We start from the raw sequence: 21,336 nt of genomic DNA on the forward strand, positions 1-21,336 counted from the left end.
TGCGCTTTTTCGGTTAAACAAACATACTCTCCACATTCTGAACAACGTCTCTTCCAATCGAATCGTAAATCATCTTCTCTTTCTTCACATCTTCTAAGCAATAGCAATTTCGTCCGTCTAGCACAATTGGGGTTCTCATGAGCTCATCATAGCGCTTTAGCGGAAATTCTTGCACTGCGTTCCATTCGGTGAAAATAAAACAGATATCAGATCCGCTAAGCGCTTCATCGATACTTGAACAGTAGGTGATTTCGGTTGGGTATCGCTTTTTAACATGTGGAATGGCTACGGGATCCCACGCTTTTATCTCTGCACCGTCTTCTAGCATAAGCGGAATGTTTACAAGAGCAGGCGCTTCTCGCAGGTCATCTGTTTCAGGCTTAAAAGTAAGACCTAGTATGGCAACGGTCAGTCCTCTTAAGCTGGGAAAATAGCGGCGCGCTTTTTTTAGAAGCTTGATTTTTTGCGCTTCGTTTACGTCGATTGCTGCTTTTACCGTTTTAAATTCATAGTCGTGAAAGTTTGCCAGCCAGTGAAGGGCTTTTGTATCTTTTGGAAAGCAAGACCCTCCGTATCCGATACCTGCTTGTAGAAACTCCGGGCTTATACGAGAGTCAAAGCCCATGCCTTTTGCTACGTCCTCTACGTCTGCCCCGATGCGTTCACATAGGTTCGCAATCTCGTTAATAAATGAAATTTTCAACGCTAAAAAATCGTTCGATGCATACTTAATCATTTCTGCGCTTTTTCGATTTGTAATAACAAGCGGTGCATGAAAGTCTTGATAGACTTCTCTTAGTACTTTTTCTGCTTTTTCATCCTCTATTCCAATTACAATCCTTGACGGGAAGAGCGTATCTTGCACCGCTCTTCCTTGTGAAAGAAACTCCGGGTTCGATGCGATCTTCACTTCGACAGGATGCTTTCGGTGAGATTGAATCCATTCATCTAGCTTATCGGTCGTTCCGATTGGAACCGTCGATTTGACGACGACTACGCAGTCTCTTGTTACACTTCTTGAGATTTGCTTGGCTGCTTCGTATACGTATGTTAAGTCTGCGGAACCGTCCATTCTCTCTGGTGTTCCCACTCCGATGAAAATGACGTCTGCGTCTTTGTAGGCTGCTTCATAGCTTGTTGTGAACGTCAGCTTGTCTTTATAGTCTGTCAGTAGTTCCTGTAGCTCAGGCTCATAGATGGGCGATACCCCTGTTTGCAGTAAAAGGATTTTCTCTGAATCAACATCGACACACACAACTGAATGACCGTATTTGGCAAGACATACACCCGTGACAAGCCCCACATAACCAGTGCCTGCTACCGCGATTTTCACCTTTAACACCCTTTCGTTCATGAATTAACTGCTCGTATTGTTCCCTTTATATAATGCATCATGAACCATGCTCATTCCTGTCTAGAAAGCAATTTTACAAAATCTTAGCAATTAGTACCTATTCAATAATCCTACAATCAGCTATGTACCATCTACCGACGAATATCATGCTGCACCGTTAAAGCCTTACTTAACTTCTCTTTTAAGCTATGCCGGGAAAGTGACGTTGGAAGATGCGTTTGGTCGTGGAAGTAGATAGTCTGGGCCTGCGAAGTTTCTTTTGAAGAAGATAGCGTCTGCGTAACGTCAATATGGGATAAAAAATACCAGCTGCAGCGATGTGATGTTGGAGACTTGGTAGGAATGACAATGAGTTCATTGACTTTATCAATGACAAGCGGAGGTTCTTTCGTGAAGCCAAATCGTTTTCTGACGGCTGTCAGTGCGCCATCAAAGGTTGTGAGGTTCTCTATGCAAGACTCCATGAGTAGCTCCTTACATGTTTTTGTGGAATAATACTCTCCTTTTGCATCCAGAATTTTTGTTTGGTACTGAAAGTGTTGAACTGGCTTCAATGCTTTTGTATCAACGTTTATAACGTAATTTTCATTTACTTCCATTTTATCAACCCCTTTATTACTATTTTACAAAAAAGAGTTTTGAATTTCTAGTAGTTTTTACCTATAATTCAAAATTTTTAGTTTATTTCTTAAAAAGCAGAAGGTGATAACCTTCTGCTTCTTAGTTCTATGAATGTGAAAGTGTTTCTTTGAGCTTTTTCCGAGCGGTCTTGCCCCAGTTTTTCACCGCTCCTGTTGAGACGCCGTACTTATCAGCAAGCTCCCTATAGGAGTAACCTCCTAATAGATATTCCAGAATATAAATCTTTTCTCTTGGCGTGAGGTGCTCGATCATGTCATGAATAATAGACGACTGAAGGGCCACGGGAAGCGAATCGTCTGGGTGCGTCACCAACAGCGTGTCTTCCGTTAATGCTTCTCGCTCGTCTCGTTTCACGCTTGCTTTTAGCTCCATTAAAATGGTGCCGCGCACGGTGCTATAGGCATAGGCTGAAAACGAGCCTTTGCTTTCATCAAACTTTTGGTAGGCTTTCCACAGGTTAATTAAGGCGAGCTGATAGTATTCTTCTTGTTCTTTGTAGATATGGTGCTTTTGAATCATCGAGACAATGAGAGGGTGAAACGATTCTGCGACTTGTTCAAACGATAGAGATTTCATGGATTTGTCCTTTTGAAAAGCGCGCTTTTTCTTGTATTCCGCCGGTACGTTTACTTTACCGAAAGTAAGAGATGAAGAACACTGAGCTAATTTGATGGTGAAGATTAGACACGATTCGAACTTTCCTGGGAAATAGTGATCTTATTCTACAGAAATGGTGATGATACGTGGTTTTTAGCGATAAAATCAAAAATAGCCGATGCGCACGCAGCGATCGGCTATTTCTATGATAAAAGCTTCAAATCAAACACCAGAATACGCTGAAAATCCACCGTCAACCGGAATAACAGCGCCCGTTACGAAGCGAGACATGCTGTCGTCTGCTAAGTATAGGAGCGTGCCGACCAGGTCTTCTTTGTCTCCAAAGCGACCCATTGGCGTATGGTCAACGATTTTTTTTGCTCGATCCGTTGGCGTACCGTCTTCTTTTAATAACAGCTTTTCATTTTGAGCCGTTAAAAAGAAGCCTGGTGCAATGGCGTTTACTCGTATATTGGAAGTCGCAAAGTGCACCGCTAACCACTGCGTCAAGTTGTTGATGGCTGCTTTTGAACCGCTGTATGCCGGAATTTTCGTAAGGGGCGTAAAGCCGTTCATAGACGAGATATTAATGATGGTTCCCGCTTCTTTTTGAATCATATCCGCAGCAAACACCTGCGTAGGAAGAAGCGTGCCCATGAAGTTCAAGTCCATCACAAAGCGGACGTCATCCGGCTCAAGATTGAAGAAAGTAACCGTATTATCACTGAGTTCAGCGTCACGGCTGAAATATTCTTGAGTTGTTGTTGCCTTAGGATGATTCCCTCCTGCTCCGTTTACCAAGAGGTCAATTTCACCCCAGTGGCGATTGATGATTTCCTTTGCTGCTTTTAGGGATGCTTCATTCGTAACGTCTGCGCTGACAGCAAGCGCTTGACCTCCCTCTTGATTGAGCTGATTCGCTAGTGCTTCTGCTTTTTCTAACGTTCGGTTTAAGATGGCCACTTTAGCACCCGCTTTAGCTAGAGCTGCGCTGAACGCAGCTCCTAACACGCCCGCTCCACCGGTTACAACAGCGACTTTATTTTCTAACGGCAGCGACGTCATGTGTTTTCCCTCCGTTTACGCTTTGTTGGTCTTTTTGAATAGCTTCCCATAGCCCCGTTAAGTACGTTGCACCTAACGCACGGTCAAACAAGCCGTAGCCAGGCTTACCTGTTTCTCCCCAAATCATACGCCCGTGATCCGGACGAATTGGACCGTTATACGAAACGTCATGAAGCGCTTTTAACACTTCATACATATCCACAGAACCGTACTCAGAAGGATGAGCCGTTTCATTAAATGACTTTTCACCTGTTCGCTTCACGTTTCTCGCATGAACAAAGTGAATTCTCCCCTGTGAGCCAAATTTCCGAACCATCTGTGGTAAATTATTGGTTTCAAGCGCTCCTAAAGAGCCTGTGCAAAAACACAGTCCGTGATTTGGACTTTCATATAAAGAAAGAAGGCGCTCGATATTTTGTTCATTTGTGATGATGCGAGGCAGTCCAAAGATGGACCAAGGTGGATCATCCGGATGCATAGCCAGGTTAATGCCTACCTGTTCAGCAATAGGAATAACCTGTTCTAAAAAGTAGGAAAGGTTATCCCAAAGTTCTTCTGTTCCTACTGAGCGATATTGTTCAAAAAGCTGAGCCAGCTCTTCTTTCTCATAGCTTGTATCCCAACCCGGCAGCGATAGATTTCCTTTCACCGGATCCATTAGCTCAATGACGCTGTTATCATAGCTAAGGCACGTGGAATCATCTTCTAAACGGTGCTCCAGTGACGACCTCGTCCAGTCAAAAACCGGCATGAAGTTATAGCACACCGTCGTAATGCCGCTTGCACTTAGGTTTTTTAGCGTTTGCTGGAAACTAGCAATATATTGATCACGCGTTGGCAAGCCTAGTTTGATATCTTCATGAACAGGCACGCTTTCAATAACCGTTAGCTCAAGACCTGCGTCTTCAATGTCTTTTTTTAACGTTTGAATTCTGCTTTCAGGCCACACTTCACCGACCGGTATATCATAAATAGCGGAAACAATTCCTCTCATACTTGGAATCTGCTTAATATATGTTAATGGAATCGTATCGCTTTTGCCGTACCATCTAAATGACATTTTCATTTTGCTTACACTCCCACCTTCAGTTTTGTATTGCTAATAGTAAAGTAGTTCGCTGCGTTGTTATAGCAAATATCTTCAATGATTCCACCGACTTCGTTTACGTCGTTTGGAATTTCTCCCTCTTCCATCCACTGACCAAATAAGTCGCATAAAATTCGGCGGAAATACTCGTGTCGTGCGTAAGATAAGAAGCTTCTCGAGTCCGTCAGCATGCCGATAAACGTACTGATTACGCCATAGTTGGCTAACACGTTCATTTGACGCAGCATGCCTTCTTTGTGATCGTTAAACCACCAAGCGGTACCGAGCTGCATTTTTCCTTTAATTCCGGCTTGCTGAAAGTTGCCAAGCGTTGAAGCAATCGCTTCTTGTTCAGTAGGGTTTAACGGAAAGACAATGGTTCTTGGTAATTCTCCCTTTACGTTCAGCGCGTCGAAAAATTTGTTCAGCTCTTCGGCAAACTGCTGGTTGGAAATAGAATCATAGCCTGCGTCAGGACCGCTTGTTTTAAATGCTAGCGTATTATTATTTCGAATTGGCCCCAGGTGAAGCTGCATCGCCCAATCCTTACGAGCGTACATTCCACTTAGGTGCTGCATGATAAGCGATACATACTTATGTTCTTCTTCTAAAGAAAGCGCTGCTCCGTCTAGCCTTTTCTTTATGATTTCATTCACTTCATCCGGCTTTGCATCTACGTACGTAAACGTCGTTAGTCCGTGGTCAGCTAAGCAGCAGCCCGCTTCGTGAAATTTGTCTACGTACGCATCAATGTTCGCTATTAAAGACTCCACCGTCACTTCATCAGACGATACGTTCAGAAACGACTGGATGTAAGAAGAAAAGTTCTGACTTTGTATGTGAAGAATGGCGTCCGGTCGAAAGGTTGGCAATACCTTTACTGGAAACTCATCATTTTGCTGCAGCTCCACGTGATACGATAAGTCTTCTAACGGATCGTTAATGGTACAAATAACGGAAACGTTTGACTGCTTAATCAGCGATTGCGTTGTGAATTCTGTTGAACGAACGATTTCTTCACAGTGATTCCATATCTTTTCCGCATCTTTTTCTTTCACGACTTCGTGATAGTCAAAGTAGCGCGCTAATTCTAAATGCGTCCAGTGGTACAGCGGATTGCCGATGAGAAGCGGAACGGCTTTAATCCACGCGATGAATTTTTCCTTAGCAGAAGCTTCTCCCGTAATATAGTATTCTTCAATACCTAACGTACGCATCGCTCGCCACTTATAGTGATCTCCTTCTAACCACGCTTCCGTAGCAGAAGTAAATCTTCTATTTTCAGCGATTTCTTTTGCGCTTAGGTGACAATGGTAGTCATAGATTGGCATGTTTTTGGCAAATTGCTCGTATAGCTTGAAAGCTGCTGGTGTACGCAACATAAAATCTTCTTTTAAGAATCCCATCTTTTGTCTCCTTCCTTCTTACCGAACTCGTACGCTGAAACGTCCATCTTCTATCTTAGTCCATTCATTATTAACGTAGACTTCTCTCGTTTCTCCAGCGGGTACTGTGAAAATCAGTTCTTCATACGGTACCTCATAGTCACCTTTTAAATGAAGAGAAACGTTAATGCGTTCTTTTGTCGTTTCCATATTAATGTTGATTTTCTTACACTGCTCTTCATAGTGCGCCGTAATGCCGTCATCTTCATATAGTTCATAGTGAGATGACTGATTCCCCTTAGAAGGAAACAGTAAAATAGCGCGCTGTTCGCCTGACGTTTCATTAAACGATGGTTCGTTACAATTAATCGGAATGATTGCGCCGCCTTTTACAAGAAGTGGCGGTTTCTCTTCTAACGCTGCTGGTAACGTAACGGATTGACCTCCTTCATAGTAGTCACCCGTATGGAAATCAAACCAGCCGTCTTTGTGATGAGGCAGATACACTTCTCGCACTGTCGCTCCCTTTTCGACAACTGAAGGAACCAGCATAAACTCACCTAACAAGAAGTCATCGTTTTCTTTAAACGTATTTTGATCTCCTTCGAAATCATAGAACGTCGATTTAATCATTGGCTCGTAGTATGCGTGCGCGCGATACAGCGCTGTATATAAATACGGCTGTAAGGTATAGCGAAACTTAATTAAATTGGCAATGGCTTCTGTTGTTTCTTCATACATCCAAGGAACGTTTACCGTTTTGTCCTCGTTCCACGAATGAATCGTGAAGCGCGGATAGAAAATTCCGTTTTGCACCCAGCGAACTAACAGCTCTGACTCTGGAGCAGGACCAGCAAATCCTCCCACGTCGTGTCCGATGTTGTAGATTCCAGAAAGGCTTAATCCAACCGCCATCTTGTTGTTATACTTTAACGTTTTCCAGCTCGTGTAGTTATCACCCGTCCATGTTTGCACATAGCGCTGCATGCCCGGTGCACCTGATCTTGAAATTAAATACGGTCTCTCGTTTGGATTATTCTCTTTTTGCGCTTCATACGAAGCTTTCATCATTAAGATTGGCTGTAAGCTTCTTATATAATTGAACGCAAGCGGATTGCCAAAGCCGTTCACTTGAGCTGTTTCAGACCAAATTTCAAACTCATTGTTATCGTTCCAAGTAGATTGAATGCCGTATTTTAATAGCTTGTCTTCGACTTGCGCTTTCCACCACTTAACGGTTTTAGGGTTTGTAAAATCAAGATACGCACCGATATCATCCCAGAACTGAACCATTTCCGGTCCATCTCCTGCTGCGTTCATAATGAACATGTTTTCTTTTTTAAGCTCTTCAAACATGGGATGGTCCTGCAGCAAGCAAGGTTTAATATTGGCACATAAGCGAACTCCTTTATCAGCAAAAGACTGAACAAATCCTTTGATATCCGGAAACTTATCGTGGTTCCAATTGAAAACGTACCGCTTATCGTCAATGGACGTATAGCCAGACGACAGCTGGAAGGAATCACACAAAATGTCATTCTTCTCGCAGTCCGCTAAAAATTGTTCCAGCTGCTCCTGAGCATTTGGCGCATCCGTGTACGTCATCGTGGAACCAGAATAACCTAAGCTCCATTTTGGTGGAAAAATCGTTTTTCCTGTTAACCACGTATAGCGCTTTACAACGCTGCTCACTTCTGGACCAGCGATAAAGTAATAGTCTAAATCACCGGCTTTTTGCTCATAGTAACGATACAAGCCGTGGTAGTTATCCATTTCATTTCCCATATCAAAAATGGATTCTGACGTGCTGTCATAAAACAACCCGTAGGACATTTGTTCTTTTTCATTTCTTGTTATATAAAACGGGATATGCTTATAAAGCGGATCGGTCCACTCCGCATCATATCCCATCGGATCAAGGTTCAGCATGCGAAACCTTCTTCCGTATCGATTGGTTTCACCGGCTTTTTCACCTAATCCATAATACGACTCTTCGTACGTTCGCTGTAAATAATGATACGTAGAGGTTCCGAGCGCTCCGTCAAAGTTATAGGCCTGCGTGTTTCGGTCCATCGCAACCTGTCGCCAGCTATCTTGTTCACTGCGTCTCATTAGCCACGTAATTTTAAAGCCGTCCAGTTTTATTACTGCTTTTAAGAGCTTTGTGTAAACGGTTACGACATCCTCACTCTTTTCAACATGGTAAGCAGGTAAGGTAAACCCCGTAAGGTCAAATCTGCTTCGACCCTCAAACGGAATATCTTCCATATCAGGTGCCACAAGCCACGTCTTTGCTGGTGAAAACTCTTCTCCCTTACTCACCATTACTCGAAACAGATCTTCTTCTAAAATGAAAAGAGATGCATAGTGATGAGAGTCCCCTAGCTTAAACATAAGCTGATTGCTTTTTTCTTTTATTAATGTAAAATGATACGTCTTTGTTAACGTCATCATGTAAGCCTCCTTCATTTTATGTGTTAGTAACCTAGTACTTTAGGTAAAAACAATGAGATTTCCGGTAAAAACGTAACAAGAATAAGAACGACGATAATCGCCAGATAAAAAGGTAAAAGCGGTTTTATAACGTCTTCTAAATCAAGCTTTGCAATGCTAGCACCGACAAATAAAGCGCTGCCAACTGGCGGCGTGATGTTTCCGATACTTAAGTTCAGCACCATCATAATTCCAAAATGAACCGGATCCATTCCAAACTGCTGTACGATTGGCAGGAAAATAGGTGTAAAGATTAAAACAGCTGCTGTGATATCCATAAAGGTACCAATAGCTAATAAAATGATGTTTAAAACAATTAAAATCACGTACATATTCGTGGAGATGCTTAAGATGGCGTCGCTAATTAAAGCCGGTAACCCTGTAAATGCCATCACCCACGACATAACGGAAGATGCCGCAACGAGAAACATAATAACCGACGTAATTGAAACCGTGTTTAAGAGAATGCCTGGCATATCTTTTAACTTCACCGTACGGTAAATCGCAAAAGATAGAATAAACGTATACAACACGGCTATCGCTGAGGCTTCCGTAGCGGTGAAAATTCCTGCAACGATTCCTCCTATCACAACGACAATCATCAGTAGACTCGGTATAGCGTCTAGGAACGTTTTGAAAAATAGTTTTACCGTCACTTTTTCGTTTACGCGGTATCCTTTTTTTCGAGCGATAAGAAACGCAACGACCATACACGCGATTCCCCATAGAATTCCAGGTATGTATCCTGCAATAAATAATGCTGCAATTGACGTTCCACCGCTGACTAACGAGTAGATAATGAGCGTGCCGCTTGGTGGAATAATTAAGCCCGTAGGAGCGGAAGCAATATTCGCTGCTGCTGAAAATCGCGGATCATATCCTTCTTTTTTCTGCAGCGGACCCATTACGCCGCCGATTGCTGCTGCTGCCGCTACGGATGATCCTGATAAAGAACCAAACATCATGTTTCCAATAATATTAGAGTGAGCTAATGCTCCCGGAGCTTTCCCGACTAACACTTTAGCGAAATTCACAAGCCGGTAAGCAATTCCTCCGTTGTTCATTAAGATTCCAGCTAGAATAAAAAAGGGAACGGCTAGTAAAGAAAAGCTGTCAATGCCGGTAACCATTTTCTGAGCTGCTGTAAAAATCGCCATATCCGCTGGCATAATCGTAATAATCGTAACTAAAGAGGCAATCACAATACTAAACGAAATTGGAACGCTAAATAGAAGTAATAACGTAAATACAAAGACTAAGACGAGACTCGCTTGTAAGGCCATTAATAATTCACCTCTGAATTATTGGATTTGTTTTTCTCTTTAACGCCAAAGCCTAACGTGTTTTGAAGATGAAAGATTGCATAAAATAAAAACAAGCATCCCGATACAACTAAGCTTAAATATAAATATTGAATGGGCATTTGCAGCGCTGAAGAAATCTGCCCCACCGCGTTATTCATTGCCAAAGAGCCGCCGTACATGAAGATCGATAGCACAAACAGAACAACTAGAACATCTGTCGCAACCGCAATGACTTTTTGTACACTTTTGGAAAACTTTCGTACGATAAACACAATCGCTAAGTGCTCTTTTTTTCCAAATGCATAAGCTCCGCCTACCATCGTTAACCAGATGAGCGAATAGCGTAAAAATTCTTCCGTAAATGCACTGGGTGTATTTAAAATAAATCGGCTAAACACCTGCCAGATAGCTGCCAATACCATTAAAACGATTAAGGAACATGTAAGAAATTCTGTAATACGATCAACAATTTTTTTCATTGTTAACCTCCTACTTCATTAGGTAATGATGTTGATAATGTCGTTTTATTGATTTGAGATAGAGGCTGAGACATAATGAAATGGTTTCTTTTAAAACAAGTAGATTTGTTAGAATATGTTTGTTCCATTACGCTACAGACTCTCGCTTTCTGCTGGGAGGAAGCTGAGCCTCCTCGCTGCGCTGCGGGGTCTCAGCTCTTCCTTTATCTCCCGCAGGAGTCGAGTGTCTTACGCTTCATTCCACTCTTTTTCGAACTGTTTTTCTAAATAAACAAAATATTCAAACCATAAAAAGGTTAACTCTCCACAAGTTTGATAGACGATTGATTGAAATCCTCATTTACCGTCCCTATCTCTTCAATTATTTGTTCTGTGCTTGAAAATCTTCAAAATACTTTTTGTAGCTTTCGTTTTTCTTCACGAACTCTTCATGTAACGGCTCAGCAGCTTTAATGAATGGCTCTTTATCGATTTCATACATTTTAACACCTAGCTTTTCAGCCGCTTCTTCTTCTGACTTCACAGCATCTGCCCATACTTTTTTATGACTTTCCGATGATTCTTTCACAGCGTTTGCTAATGTGTCTTTTTGGCTATCTGATAACTTATCCCACGTTTTTGTGCTGATGATTAAAATGTCTGGCACGTATTGGTGCTCCGTTAACGTATACGCTTTCGCTACTTCCCCGTGTTTGTTTACCGTTAAAGCAGTGATGTTGTTTTCCGCTCCGTCAATAATTCCTTGCTGCAGTGACGTGTATACTTCTCCGAACGCCATAGGTGTCGGTGAACCACCCATTGCTTTGATCATAGCAATAGACGTTTGACTTTCCTGTACGCGAATCTTCATGCCTGCTAAATCTTTTGGTGACTTCACTTCTTTATCACCTGTATAAATATTTCGCTGCCCAGCATCATACCAGCCAAGAGCAATAAAACCTTTGTCTTTTGAAAGCTTATAAATGTCTTGTACGGATTTGCTGTTATCCATTACGTTATAGTAATGTTCTTGGCTTTTAAAAACGTACGGTAGAGAAAAAATTGAGTAGCTGTCTTCAAACGATTCCAATGCGCTAGCGCTGACTTTGGCTAAATCTAATGTGCCTGATTGCACGAGCTCAATGACATCGCGCTCTTGCCCTAACTGCCCGCTTGGAAACACTTGAACATTTACGCTATTATCAGATTCTTCTTTTGCTAGTTTCGTAAACTCTTCCAGCGATTTATGCACAGGGTGATCAGTACCCTGATTATGCGCGAGCCTCATGCTAACAGACTTCTCACCGGAGCTGGTAGTAGCTGTTCCTCCCCCTCCACAAGCTGACAGTAACACTAAAGAAGATACACTCACCAATAGGCCTAACTTTATCTTTTTGAACATAACGTCTCCCCCTTATTTAAGCTTTCTTTCACTTGTAAGATTTGCTTGATATATTGACGTAGCCCTTGTTCTCCTTTGGTCTGATACGTTTTATTAAGATCGCTTCCTATTCCTACACAGCTAGCTCCATTTTCAATCCACTCAATTCCTGTCGTTCCGCTAATTCCCCCAGTAGGCATTAGCTTTACATCAGGGAAAATACTTAGTGATGATTTTATAAATGACTGCCCTACTACCGATGCAGGAAACACTTTAATCATTTTAAACCCTTTGCTTTTTAGCTTTGCAATTTCACTTACAGTCATGCAACCAGGAATAATCGGAACTTCCGTTACCTGATCAACCACTTCATTTTCTGCATACGGCGTAACAATAAATTCACTGCCGGCATCAATTGATTCTTGAAGCTCCTCGACTGTTTGAACAGTTCCCATTCCAACCGTCACATTGTTTCCGTATCGATTTTTCAGCTTCGTTACGAGCTTAGTAGCTTCCGGGATTGATAGCGTCAACTCAATCGTATTGATTCCTTCTTCAACTAAGATATCGCAAATCTGTTCAGCTTCTTGAAAACTATCCGTTCGAATAACAGGAATAAATTTTGCGGAAATTAACTGATCAATGATTTTCATAAACGAGACTCACCTTTCAACATAGTTATATTCTCCCATTGCGCATCTCACTTGATCCAAAGTGGGTAACCCTTCGTTATCGCCTTCAACGCTAACGACCATGGCTCCAACGATGCTTCCATATTCCAAGCATTCTTTAAACGTTTTTCCCTTTATACGGGCACTGATGAAACCAGCGTCAAAGCCATCTCCAGCCCCAACCGTATCAACGACTAACGGCACATGAACAGCGGGCTGCTCTAGGTATTCACCGTTATGCTCCCCAACGGCTCCGTCAGAACCTTTTTTAATGACAACGGTTTCAATTCCGTATTTTTTAAACGCTTCGATATGATTGCGCTCAGACTGAAGGCCAAAAATTAAATCAGCTTCTTCTTTTGAAGTTAAAATAATATCTACGTCTTTTAGAATCGATAAAATAAATGCTACGGCTTCTTCTGCGCTCCACATTTTCAAGCGAACGTTTGGATCAAATGAAATCTTCAGCCCTTGCTTTTTCGCCATTGAAATGATGGATTTAGTTAATTCAATATTTTGATGATGAATTGAAGGAAATACTCCTGTGATATGTAAAATCTTGAAGTTCTTAACGTATTCCTCAACGATGTCACGCTGAGAAAGCTCTAAGGTAGGAGAATCGTTTCGATAAAAGAATGAACGGCTCTCTCCATTTGCGTGAATTTCTCTAAAATAAACGGAAGTCGGATAGTTATTGGTAAACGTTACGTGTGATAAATCAATGCCTTCTCCTCTCACTTGGTCAAAGACATATTTTCCAAATTCATCGTCCCCTAATTTTGAGATCCAGCCAGGCTTTAAACCTAACCTAGCACAGCCAATCGCAAAGTTAAGCTCCGCTCCCCCCATTCCTCTTTCAAAAGAATGAGAGAATCGTAATGGCCCCTTTTTTCGGGGATGCATGCTAATTAAAGCATCTCCAATCGTTAGTACATCTAACATTCATATCTCATCCTTCACTTTTTTGATAAACCGGTTTAGTATTATATTACACATTGTTGTAATCGTTTACAACAACTTTTTGAAAATTTTTATTACTTTAGTTATAAATAAAGTCGTTACTTCTCTTTATTTAAGCATCATTAGAGAGTCTCTTGCACTATAAGTATGCTTGTCATACATCTTGTTTTTATAAACCGGTTTTTATACTATAGATTTATATCAATCTTTAAACCTGCTGAAAGGAAGCATCCATGATGAAAAAAGAAGCGCCTTCCCAAAAGAACGTGACGATCCAAGATGTGGCAAACGCTGCTGGTGTTAGTAAAAGCACCGTTTCACAGTTTATTAATAAACGCTTTAAGTACATGAGTGATGATACGAAGAAAAAAATTGAGCAAACCATTCTTGAGCTAAACTATCGCCCAAACGATTTTGCTCGAAACTTAAAAACAAAGAAAACCAAAATGATCGGCATCATCGTGGCTAATATTAAACATGTGTTTTCAACTGACATCATCAGTGCCGTTGAAAAAAAGCTAAGTGCTCACGGGCTGCAGGCCATTATTTGTAATTCTGATGATAATCCAGAAAAAGAAAAACAGTTTATTGAACTATTAACCGCTAGGCAAATCGATGGGTTAATCATTTTTCCAACGAACGCTGACGTGACGCTTTATGAAAAGATTTTAGTTGATCAAATCCCCCTTGTCTTAATTGACCGAAAGCTTGAAGGATTAAAAGCAGACACAGTCATTCTCGACAATGAAACGGCTCTTTATTTAGCTGTATCTCACCTTTTAGAAAAGAAACGAAAGAGAATTGCGATGATGACGCTGCCTGTCGAGCAGCATATTACGCCAAGGATCGAGCGGATAGAAGGTTTTTATTCTGCTATGAAGCGGTCTCAGCAAGAGGTTATTTCTGATTTTGTTTTCTCTGGTACTTTGCTTGATATACAAACTAGGCTAGCCGAATGGTTATCGAATAAGGAAATGCCTGATGCGATTATTGCAGGGAACGATCTAGTCTTGGAAACTGTGTTAACATTCGTGAAGAACCATAACTTATCCATTCCAAGCGATTTGTCCATCCTTAGCATTGACGATGTGCCTTATGCCAAAGTCTATAACCCAACCTTAACGACCGTCGCACAGCCCACGCAGCAAATGGGTGAAATGGCCGCAACGATTCTGCTTGAAAGGCTGAATAACTCAGGTACACCAGAAGGTTCACTTCCTTTACTGTATCGCTTCCCGCCAACTCTTATGGACAGAGAGTCGTGTTAAAAGTCAAAAAGCCGAGACCTCACGTCTCGGCTTCTTTATTACTTCACTACCTTCACTTGACTTTGATGCCATTTCCATGCAGATGCGATAATCTCTTCTAGCGAACGTTCCGCTTTCCAACCAAGATCACGATGGATTTTATCAGAGGACGCAACAAGTCGAGCTGGGTCTCCAGGACGGCGGTCCGCCATCACGACGTTCGCTTTTTTACCCGTTACGCGCTCGCACGTATCGATGACTTCTTTTACCGAATAGCCAAGGCCGTTTCCTAGATTGTACGTCGCTGTTTTTGTTTCGCTTGCTAAAAGTGACTGAAGCGCAGCGATATGTGCGTTAGCAAGGTCCGTTACGTGAATGTAATCGCGAATGCACGTGCCGTCTTCCGTGTCGTAGTCAGAGCCAAACACGGAAATGTGCTCTCTTTCGCCTAGTAAGTGTTCAAGGATAATCGGGATGAGGTGCGTTTCTGGATCATGCGATTCGCCGATTTCTGCAGTTTCGTACGCGCCCGCTGCGTTAAAGTAGCGAAGCACCACGTATTCCATACCATATGCATGCGCGTAGTCCGCTAAGATGTGTTCAATCATCAGCTTCGAACGGCCGTACGGATTAATTGGATTCGTGCTTGTTTCTTCCGTAATGATGTCAACAGACGGAATGCCGTACGTTGCCGCTGTGGATGAAAAGATGAACTTTTTTACGTTATGTTTCATCATCGTTTTTAATAACGTAAGAGTCGCTGCGACGTTGTTTTCATAGTACTTCACAGGGTCAACAACCGACTCTCCTACTAAGCTGTTCGCCGCAAAATGCATCACTGCTTCGATTTGATAAGTAGAAAATACATGCTCTAAGTCCGCTTCGCTCCCTAAATTTCCTTCTACAAACTGCGCGCGCTCATCAATCGCCCAGCGGTGCCCCGTTGAGAGGTTATCTAAGACAACGACTTCACTTGTTTTCACTAACTCTTTCACGAGGTGGCTACCGATATAGCCAGCTCCTCCAACTACTAAAATCATAAAATCTCTCCTTTAGTCCATTTTGACTAGTTTTATCGTACACTTTTACCCTGATATTGTAAATGAGTTTTGTGAACTGAAGATGACTACTTTTCTTTATTTTCATTGAATATGCTAAAAAAAGTGCTCCTTCCAGCATTTTCATGATGTAAAATAAGAATATAGTTCTCATCCCTATACATACACGGTTGACTACAGAAAGGAAAGAATGACGTGACCAAACTAACAATTCTCAAGCGCCGTTTTAAATACCTTATTATCAAACTATTGCGACTAAAAGATCATTCTCATAAAGTTGCACTTGGCTTTAGCCTTGGTTCAATTGTAAACTTTGTTCCTACCTTTGGGTTTGGACTGATCCTTTCTGTGGGCTTAGCCAAATTATGTAAAGGCAACAGCATGGCTGGTCTCATTGGCGGAATGCTGTTTATGTGGGCTTCCCCCCTCATGTTTTACTTAAACACCGTAGTCGGTGAATATCTCGTGCCCATCAATCTAGATCATACGTTACTGGAAGTCCCCGATGATGATTTGGCCGATCATCTGGAAACAGGTGCACATATCGGCAAGATATTTCTAGCCGGAATGACCGTGAATATGGTGCTGTTTGGCGGTCTGCTTTACGCTGGCGTTTATTATATGATTAATCAGTATCGAGCTGAGATTTTATACTACGTTTATAAAAAATGGGTTGTTTAATTTCTTAACAATAAGAGAGGTACTACGCATGCTAAAGACCATTTCCTATCCGTTTCAACCAAAATCCAATCGTTATCTTATCCCTGGGCAGTTTTGGGCTATCCCTTTAAGCAATGGACAATTTTCCTGCGGAAGAGTACTCGAGATTAGCGCTGAGCACACGAAGCATTTCATTGCTGGGCTTATGGACTGGTGCGGGCCTGAGCCACCTACTTCTGAAGATCTAAAAGGATGTGCTATTCTCAAGCAAGGTGATGGCCACGTTAAAATGATTGTGGAAACCGCCTTAAACGGCATGATTTTAGGCTATCGAGACTTAACCTTAGATGAATTAGAAGTAGCTTATTTTCGATCTCAAGAGATGTTTGCCGATGATTGTATGCTCCAAAAAGGGTATACGGAAATTCGTCCCATCACAAAAAAAGAATATGAACAATATCTTACGTTTTCGACGTGGGGATATGAAGTCATTAAATTTCGTGCAGAAGATCGCTTTGTAACAAAAAGTAAATATCTATACTAAAGAGCCTAACTTCCTTAAAGTGTTAGGCTCTTTTATTTATGTTTGCTGTATGGCTATAGATCCACAAATATTACAATAATCAATGTCATTTTCTTCATAGCTTCTATGCAACTAATAGCAAATAGCGCAGACCAGATTGAACACTAACTTCCCCTGTCTCCTTCCGCTTTACTTCCTCCACCTATTCCTTTACCTATAAACAATAAACATTTTCTTTTTATACATATTATTGGTTCATAAGAAAAAACTAGAAATACGAACAAATTTATTAATTGGGAAGGTAGAGAAAATGCCTTACGGACGCTTTTTTAAACGAACTAAAGAGCAAACTTTGCCAGAGGCACCAGCGCTACAACCTTTACATAATCGTTTAGATGAGAACGTAGAGAAGTTAAAAATAGCGCTCGGAGACAGCTCAGACTTATTTATTCGCTTTATACATTCACCTCACAACGAAAAAATAAAAATAGCGGTGCTCCACCTTGATGGATTGGCTGATGATGCGATTGTAAACGAACATGTTATTAATCCTTTAATTCAATGGGCAAACGCAACTAAGGAAGCTAATTCGTTGGAGTTAGAAGAAAGCGTAAAAGGCACTTTGGCTGTTTCTCAGCTAACTATAAAAGAAGACTGGGATAGCTTTCTTTCAGCAGTTGTCTCAGGAGATGCAGTTGTCTTGTTAGATGGATGTTCTAAGCTGTTCATTACCAATACACAAAAGCTACAGTCTCGCGCAATAACGGAGCCAACGACGCAAACGGTTGTGAAAGGACCAAAAGATTGTTTTACTGAAAGTCTAAGAACCAATACGTCCTTAATTCGAGCTAAGATCCAAAACCCTTGTTTACGATTAAAAAGCATGAAGATTGGGAAAGTGACGCAAACGGAAGTGGCTATTATGTACATAGAAGGAATAGTAGATAAAGCCATTCAACAAGAAGTTGAGAAGCGACTAAAAAGAATTGATGTAAATAGTATTCTTGAATCAAACTATATTGAAGAATTTATTAAAGATGACAGCAAAACCATCTTTCCTTTAGTCCTAAGCACAGAACGGCCTGATGCGGTAGTAGGAAATTTACTCGAAGGTCGCGTCGCCGTTATTATCCAAGGAACGCCTTATGTGTTAATCACACCCGTTGTTTTTTCTCAGTTCTTTCAATCACCTGAGGATTACTATCAAAATTACTATATTAGCTCTTTTATACGATTACTAAGATTTGTTGCCTTCTTTTTGTCGATGTACGTTTCGTCTATTTACTTGGCGTTAATAACTCATCATCACGGACTTATTCCTACTACGCTGCTGGTAAGCTTAATGGCTCAAAGAGAAATTGTTCCCTTTCCGGCAATCGTGGAAATTATCCTGATGGAATTGGCATTTGAAACACTTAGAGAAGCTGGTATTCGAATGCCAAGGGCGATCGGCCCAGCCGTTTCAATTGTAGGAGCACTAATCCTAGGTCAAGCAGCCGTAGACGCAGGGTTTGTATCAGCAGCTGTCGTTATTATCGTAGCCATTTCTTCCATTAGTAGCTTCACTCTTCCAAACATCAGCATCTCTAGCGTAGCTCGTGGCTTTCGATTTATGTTAATTTTAGCGGCTTCATTTATTGGGCTATATGGCATTCTGCTCGTGACGCTGTGTATCTGGCTTCACATGAGCACATTGCGATCATTTGGTATTCTGTATTTTAATCCGTTTGCTCCTTTTAACTTACAAAAACAAAAAGATGGCCTACTTCGTTTCCCTTTGCCATTTCTGTTAAAAAAACCAAATAAACCTAAGCCGATTAAGTAACGCTTGCTTAAAGGAAGTTTTCATATGAAAAAAAACCATTTATTTTTATTGATTACCATAATTTTATTCCTGACTTCAGGCTGCTCAAACTATTTAGAACTAAATCAAGTTGGAGTAATTATAGGCGTTGGCCTTGACCAAAATGATGACCCTAATGAGCCTTATCGAGTAACGTATCAAGTTCTTAATCCAAGTGGTTTAGCTCAAGGGCTTTCTAGTGCAGACACAGGCTTGGCCGTTGTGAATTATACGGTGACGGGAGAAACCTTGCTTGAAACCTCGCGAAAAGCATCTGCCATCATTCCTAGAAGAAGCACCCTAACTCACATGTCACTCGTTGTCGTCAGTGAGAAACTAGCACGAAATAATCTTGACTCTCTCTTTGATACGTTAGATAGAAGCAAACAGGGACGAACAAGTTTACCCGTGTTTATTGCTCGAGATAGTACGGCTGAACATGTGCTTAATGGTGTTGAACCTTTTGAAATCAATCCAGTGAAAAGCATTATCAGTACCAGTGAAAATAACCAAAAACTGTACGGAGTCTCTAATAATATGCTCGTATACGATGCCATATCTGCCCTTTCAAGTAAAGGAAAGGATTTAGCAATTCCAGGTCTCAACATACACAATGATTCTCCGGAAAGCAGTCGAGCAAGTAACTTAGAAACAACCAACCCTTCCGTTATAGAAGTAAATGGATTAGCTATGTTTAAAGAAGGAAAACTAGTCAGGTGGTTAGACGGTGAAAAAGCTCGAGCGGTTCAATTCATTACTTCAGACATAAATAGTACAGTAGTTTCAATTCAATGCAAGCAAGGAAATATAGGTCTGGGGATCAATCGAGTGAAAAGCGAAATAAAAACAGACGTACGTCAAAACGAACCCATTATTCATCTAAACTCAACGATGACCGGTGAGATTTTAGAATCATCATGTGCAGCCGATTTAACGGATCATCACTTATTAAATCGTTATGAAAAGGAATTTGAAAAAGAAATAACAAAACAAATTAAGCAGACTATTGCAATTGCCCAAAAAGAAAAGTCCGATATTTTTGGATTTGGTGATAGTTTGGCTCGTACACACCCAACATACTGGCACAAACATCAAGATAATTGGCGCAACTTATTTTCGAATGCCAAAACGTCAATTAAAGTTAACGTCAATATCACAAATACAGGAATGCGAACGAATTCCTATGAGGCAGAGTAAAAGGAGATGAGAAAACATTGATAAAAACAAAAATTGATGGCATCCAGCTCTTTTGTCTAATGGTGGTTTTTATGCTAGGTAGCGCTCTTTTGTTAGACATTGGAAAAGGAGCTAAACAGGATGCTTGGCTCGTCCCTTTATCAGCGTCTTTTTTTGGATGCCTTTTGTTTCTAGTGTATATTTATTTATATAAGAAATATCCTGAAAGCCCACTAACAGAGTACACAATTAAAATTTTCGGGAAGTATGTAGGAAGCATTATAAGCTTCTGTTACGTTATTTATTTTATTTATATTGCTTCCAGAGTACTAAGGGACTTTGAAGAGTTATTAACGAGCACCACCTATTATCGCACTTCTATCGTGACAGTAGGAATTTGTATGATTTTTGCCTTAATTTACGCCATCTGCGTAGGGATAGAAGGATTCTCCAGAGTAACGTGCCTCTGCTTTTCTATTATTTTAATTACTTTTTTAACGTTAAATAGCCTATATATAATAGGCGGTTATATAAAAGTTGAAAACCTTCAGCCTGTACTTGGAGGTGGAATTAAGAAAGTGTGGAAAGAGCTATTTCCTCTTGGCGTGACGGTGCCTTTTGGAGAGCTCATTACGTTTACAATGATTCTCCCTTATTTAAATAAAACAAGTAAAGCTCTAAAAGTTGGCCTGTTCGCAATTGTAATCAGCGGTCTTTGGTTATCCTTTAATGGACTTGTCCTTACATCTGTATTAGGAGCAGATACGACTCTTAGATCTACCTTTCCTGCATTTACAGCTGCTAGCCATATTAATATCGGCAATTTTATTCAGCGCCTAGACACGTTCATTATTGTTCTGATGGTGATGTTGGGCTTTGTTAAGATCGCCATTTATTTCTTTTGTGCGGTCATTGGGGCCAGTGGCTTATTTCGAATAAAAGCTTCTCCTCCATTTATTTACTTTATTGGTATTATTATTTTTTTCTCTTCGCTAATGATTGCCCCTAGTTATCAGGCTCATATAGCGGAAGGGTTGAAAGTGGTGCCTTACTTTTTCCATTTGCCTTTTCATATTGGAATCCCACTCCTACTATTAGTTACGGCTTATATCAAGCAAAAAATAAAGCCAGCAGCTTTATAATTCGGGTGGCTGCTGGCGTTTCATCGTTGTGACTACACTAACAATAACAAAGAGAAAGAGAAGTAAAAAGATGAGCAAATAATCTTCCCCTATGCATGTTTTTAAATGATACCTAAGATTATGAAGGAATTGAAAGATACTATTACCTTGAAGAATATCAATCCATGAACTCATTAAAAGCACCCCAAGGCAAATTAATGGAAAGGAAAGTAGTTTAGCCATATAATCACGACCTATCTTTTTTATATAACATGTGAAAGATAGCTAAGGAATATGCAACTCTCATTCAC

The 21,336-nt window shown here is 40.9% G+C and carries 20 protein-coding genes; 6 read left to right on the forward strand and 14 right to left on the reverse strand.

Features of this window, described 5'->3' with window-relative positions:
* Positions 1 to 13: 13 nt before the first annotated feature.
* The 12 genes from EPL02_RS04415 to EPL02_RS04470 all read right to left on the reverse strand — a co-directional run bounded on the left by EPL02_RS04415 (position 14) and on the right by EPL02_RS04470 (position 13,379).
* Positions 14 to 1,333 (reverse strand): UDP-glucose dehydrogenase family protein, encoded by a 1,320-nt coding sequence (locus EPL02_RS04415; protein WP_131887083.1) that lies wholly within the window; start codon positions 1,331 to 1,333, stop codon positions 14 to 16.
* Between the two features lie 152 nt (positions 1,334 to 1,485).
* Positions 1,486 to 1,953, reverse strand: a complete 468-nt coding sequence (locus EPL02_RS04420) for a competence protein ComK (protein ID WP_131887084.1) — start codon at positions 1,951 to 1,953, stop codon at positions 1,486 to 1,488.
* Positions 1,954 to 2,080: 127 nt separating this feature from the next.
* On the reverse strand, positions 2,081 to 2,572 hold the full coding sequence (locus EPL02_RS04425; RefSeq protein ID WP_131887085.1) for a sigma-70 family RNA polymerase sigma factor: 492 nt from the start codon (positions 2,570 to 2,572) through the stop codon (positions 2,081 to 2,083).
* 243 nt (positions 2,573 to 2,815) lie between these two features.
* Positions 2,816 to 3,658 (reverse strand): SDR family oxidoreductase, encoded by an 843-nt coding sequence (locus tag EPL02_RS04430; protein ID WP_131887086.1) that lies wholly within the window; start codon positions 3,656 to 3,658, stop codon positions 2,816 to 2,818.
* Positions 3,633 to 4,724, reverse strand: a complete 1,092-nt coding sequence (gene uxuA / locus EPL02_RS04435) for a mannonate dehydratase (RefSeq protein ID WP_131887087.1) — start codon at positions 4,722 to 4,724, stop codon at positions 3,633 to 3,635. Before uxuA ends, EPL02_RS04430 begins: the two co-directional genes overlap by 26 nt.
* Before the next feature lie 5 nt (positions 4,725 to 4,729).
* Positions 4,730 to 6,151, reverse strand: coding sequence for a glucuronate isomerase (uxaC, locus tag EPL02_RS04440; RefSeq protein ID WP_131887088.1), 1,422 nt, complete (start codon positions 6,149 to 6,151; stop codon positions 4,730 to 4,732).
* Positions 6,152 to 6,169: 18 nt separating this feature from the next.
* Positions 6,170 to 8,581 (reverse strand): glycoside hydrolase family 31 protein, encoded by a 2,412-nt coding sequence (locus tag EPL02_RS04445; protein WP_131887140.1) that lies wholly within the window; start codon positions 8,579 to 8,581, stop codon positions 6,170 to 6,172.
* A 26-nt stretch (positions 8,582 to 8,607) separates the two neighbouring features.
* On the reverse strand, positions 8,608 to 9,906 hold the full coding sequence (locus EPL02_RS04450; protein WP_131887089.1) for a TRAP transporter large permease: 1,299 nt from the start codon (positions 9,904 to 9,906) through the stop codon (positions 8,608 to 8,610).
* Complete coding sequence (locus EPL02_RS04455) at positions 9,906 to 10,406, reverse strand: TRAP transporter small permease (protein ID WP_131887090.1); 501 nt, start codon at positions 10,404 to 10,406, stop codon at positions 9,906 to 9,908. The genes EPL02_RS04450 and EPL02_RS04455 overlap by 1 nt, the downstream gene beginning before the upstream one ends.
* A gap of 361 nt (positions 10,407 to 10,767) precedes the next feature.
* A complete protein-coding gene (locus EPL02_RS04460; RefSeq protein ID WP_131887091.1) occupies positions 10,768 to 11,787 on the reverse strand; it encodes a TRAP transporter substrate-binding protein in 1,020 nt (339 codons plus the stop codon).
* The gene (locus EPL02_RS04465) at positions 11,772 to 12,419 is read right to left on the reverse strand and encodes a bifunctional 4-hydroxy-2-oxoglutarate aldolase/2-dehydro-3-deoxy-phosphogluconate aldolase (RefSeq protein ID WP_131887092.1); all 648 of its coding nucleotides are present in this window, start codon (positions 12,417 to 12,419) and stop codon (positions 11,772 to 11,774) included. Before EPL02_RS04465 ends, EPL02_RS04460 begins: the two co-directional genes overlap by 16 nt.
* A 9-nt stretch (positions 12,420 to 12,428) precedes the next feature.
* Positions 12,429 to 13,379 (reverse strand): sugar kinase, encoded by a 951-nt coding sequence (locus tag EPL02_RS04470; RefSeq protein WP_131887093.1) that lies wholly within the window; start codon positions 13,377 to 13,379, stop codon positions 12,429 to 12,431.
* A 251-nt stretch (positions 13,380 to 13,630) separates the two neighbouring features.
* Here EPL02_RS04470 and EPL02_RS04475 point away from each other — a divergent pair, with 251 nt between their 5' ends.
* Entirely contained in the window at positions 13,631 to 14,665 is a 1,035-nt protein-coding gene (locus EPL02_RS04475) for a LacI family DNA-binding transcriptional regulator (RefSeq protein ID WP_131887094.1), read from the forward strand.
* 38 nt (positions 14,666 to 14,703) lie between these two features.
* Here the strand turns inward: EPL02_RS04475 and galE are convergent, their stop codons facing one another.
* A complete protein-coding gene (gene galE, locus EPL02_RS04480; protein WP_131887095.1) occupies positions 14,704 to 15,684 on the reverse strand; it encodes a UDP-glucose 4-epimerase GalE in 981 nt (326 codons plus the stop codon).
* A gap of 213 nt (positions 15,685 to 15,897) precedes the next feature.
* Here galE and EPL02_RS04485 point away from each other — a divergent pair, with 213 nt between their 5' ends.
* The 5 genes from EPL02_RS04485 to EPL02_RS04505 all read left to right on the forward strand — a co-directional run bounded on the left by EPL02_RS04485 (position 15,898) and on the right by EPL02_RS04505 (position 21,046).
* Positions 15,898 to 16,383, forward strand: a complete 486-nt coding sequence (locus EPL02_RS04485) for a DUF2062 domain-containing protein (protein WP_131887096.1) — start codon at positions 15,898 to 15,900, stop codon at positions 16,381 to 16,383.
* A gap of 28 nt (positions 16,384 to 16,411) precedes the next feature.
* Entirely contained in the window at positions 16,412 to 16,906 is a 495-nt protein-coding gene (locus EPL02_RS04490) for an Imm26 family immunity protein (protein ID WP_094912768.1), read from the forward strand.
* 289 nt (positions 16,907 to 17,195) lie between these two features.
* Entirely contained in the window at positions 17,196 to 18,710 is a 1,515-nt protein-coding gene (locus EPL02_RS04495; protein ID WP_131887097.1) for a spore germination protein, read from the forward strand.
* 24 nt (positions 18,711 to 18,734) lie between these two features.
* Entirely contained in the window at positions 18,735 to 19,925 is a 1,191-nt protein-coding gene (locus tag EPL02_RS04500; protein WP_094912766.1) for a Ger(x)C family spore germination protein, read from the forward strand.
* A 17-nt stretch (positions 19,926 to 19,942) separates the two neighbouring features.
* A complete protein-coding gene (locus EPL02_RS04505) occupies positions 19,943 to 21,046 on the forward strand; it encodes a GerAB/ArcD/ProY family transporter (RefSeq protein WP_131887098.1) in 1,104 nt (367 codons plus the stop codon).
* Here EPL02_RS04505 and EPL02_RS21320 read toward each other — a convergent pair.
* Complete coding sequence (locus tag EPL02_RS21320) at positions 21,041 to 21,268, reverse strand: YczF family membrane protein (protein WP_483295830.1); 228 nt, start codon at positions 21,266 to 21,268, stop codon at positions 21,041 to 21,043. The two genes, EPL02_RS04505 and EPL02_RS21320, sit on opposite strands and share 6 nt — an antisense overlap.
* Positions 21,269 to 21,336: the final 68 nt, after the last annotated feature.

Origin of the sequence: Bacillus sp. CBEL-1 (genome assembly GCF_004348885.1) — a bacterium.
In the GTDB taxonomy this organism is placed as follows: domain Bacteria; phylum Bacillota; class Bacilli; order Bacillales; family Bacillaceae_H; genus Priestia; species Priestia aryabhattai_A.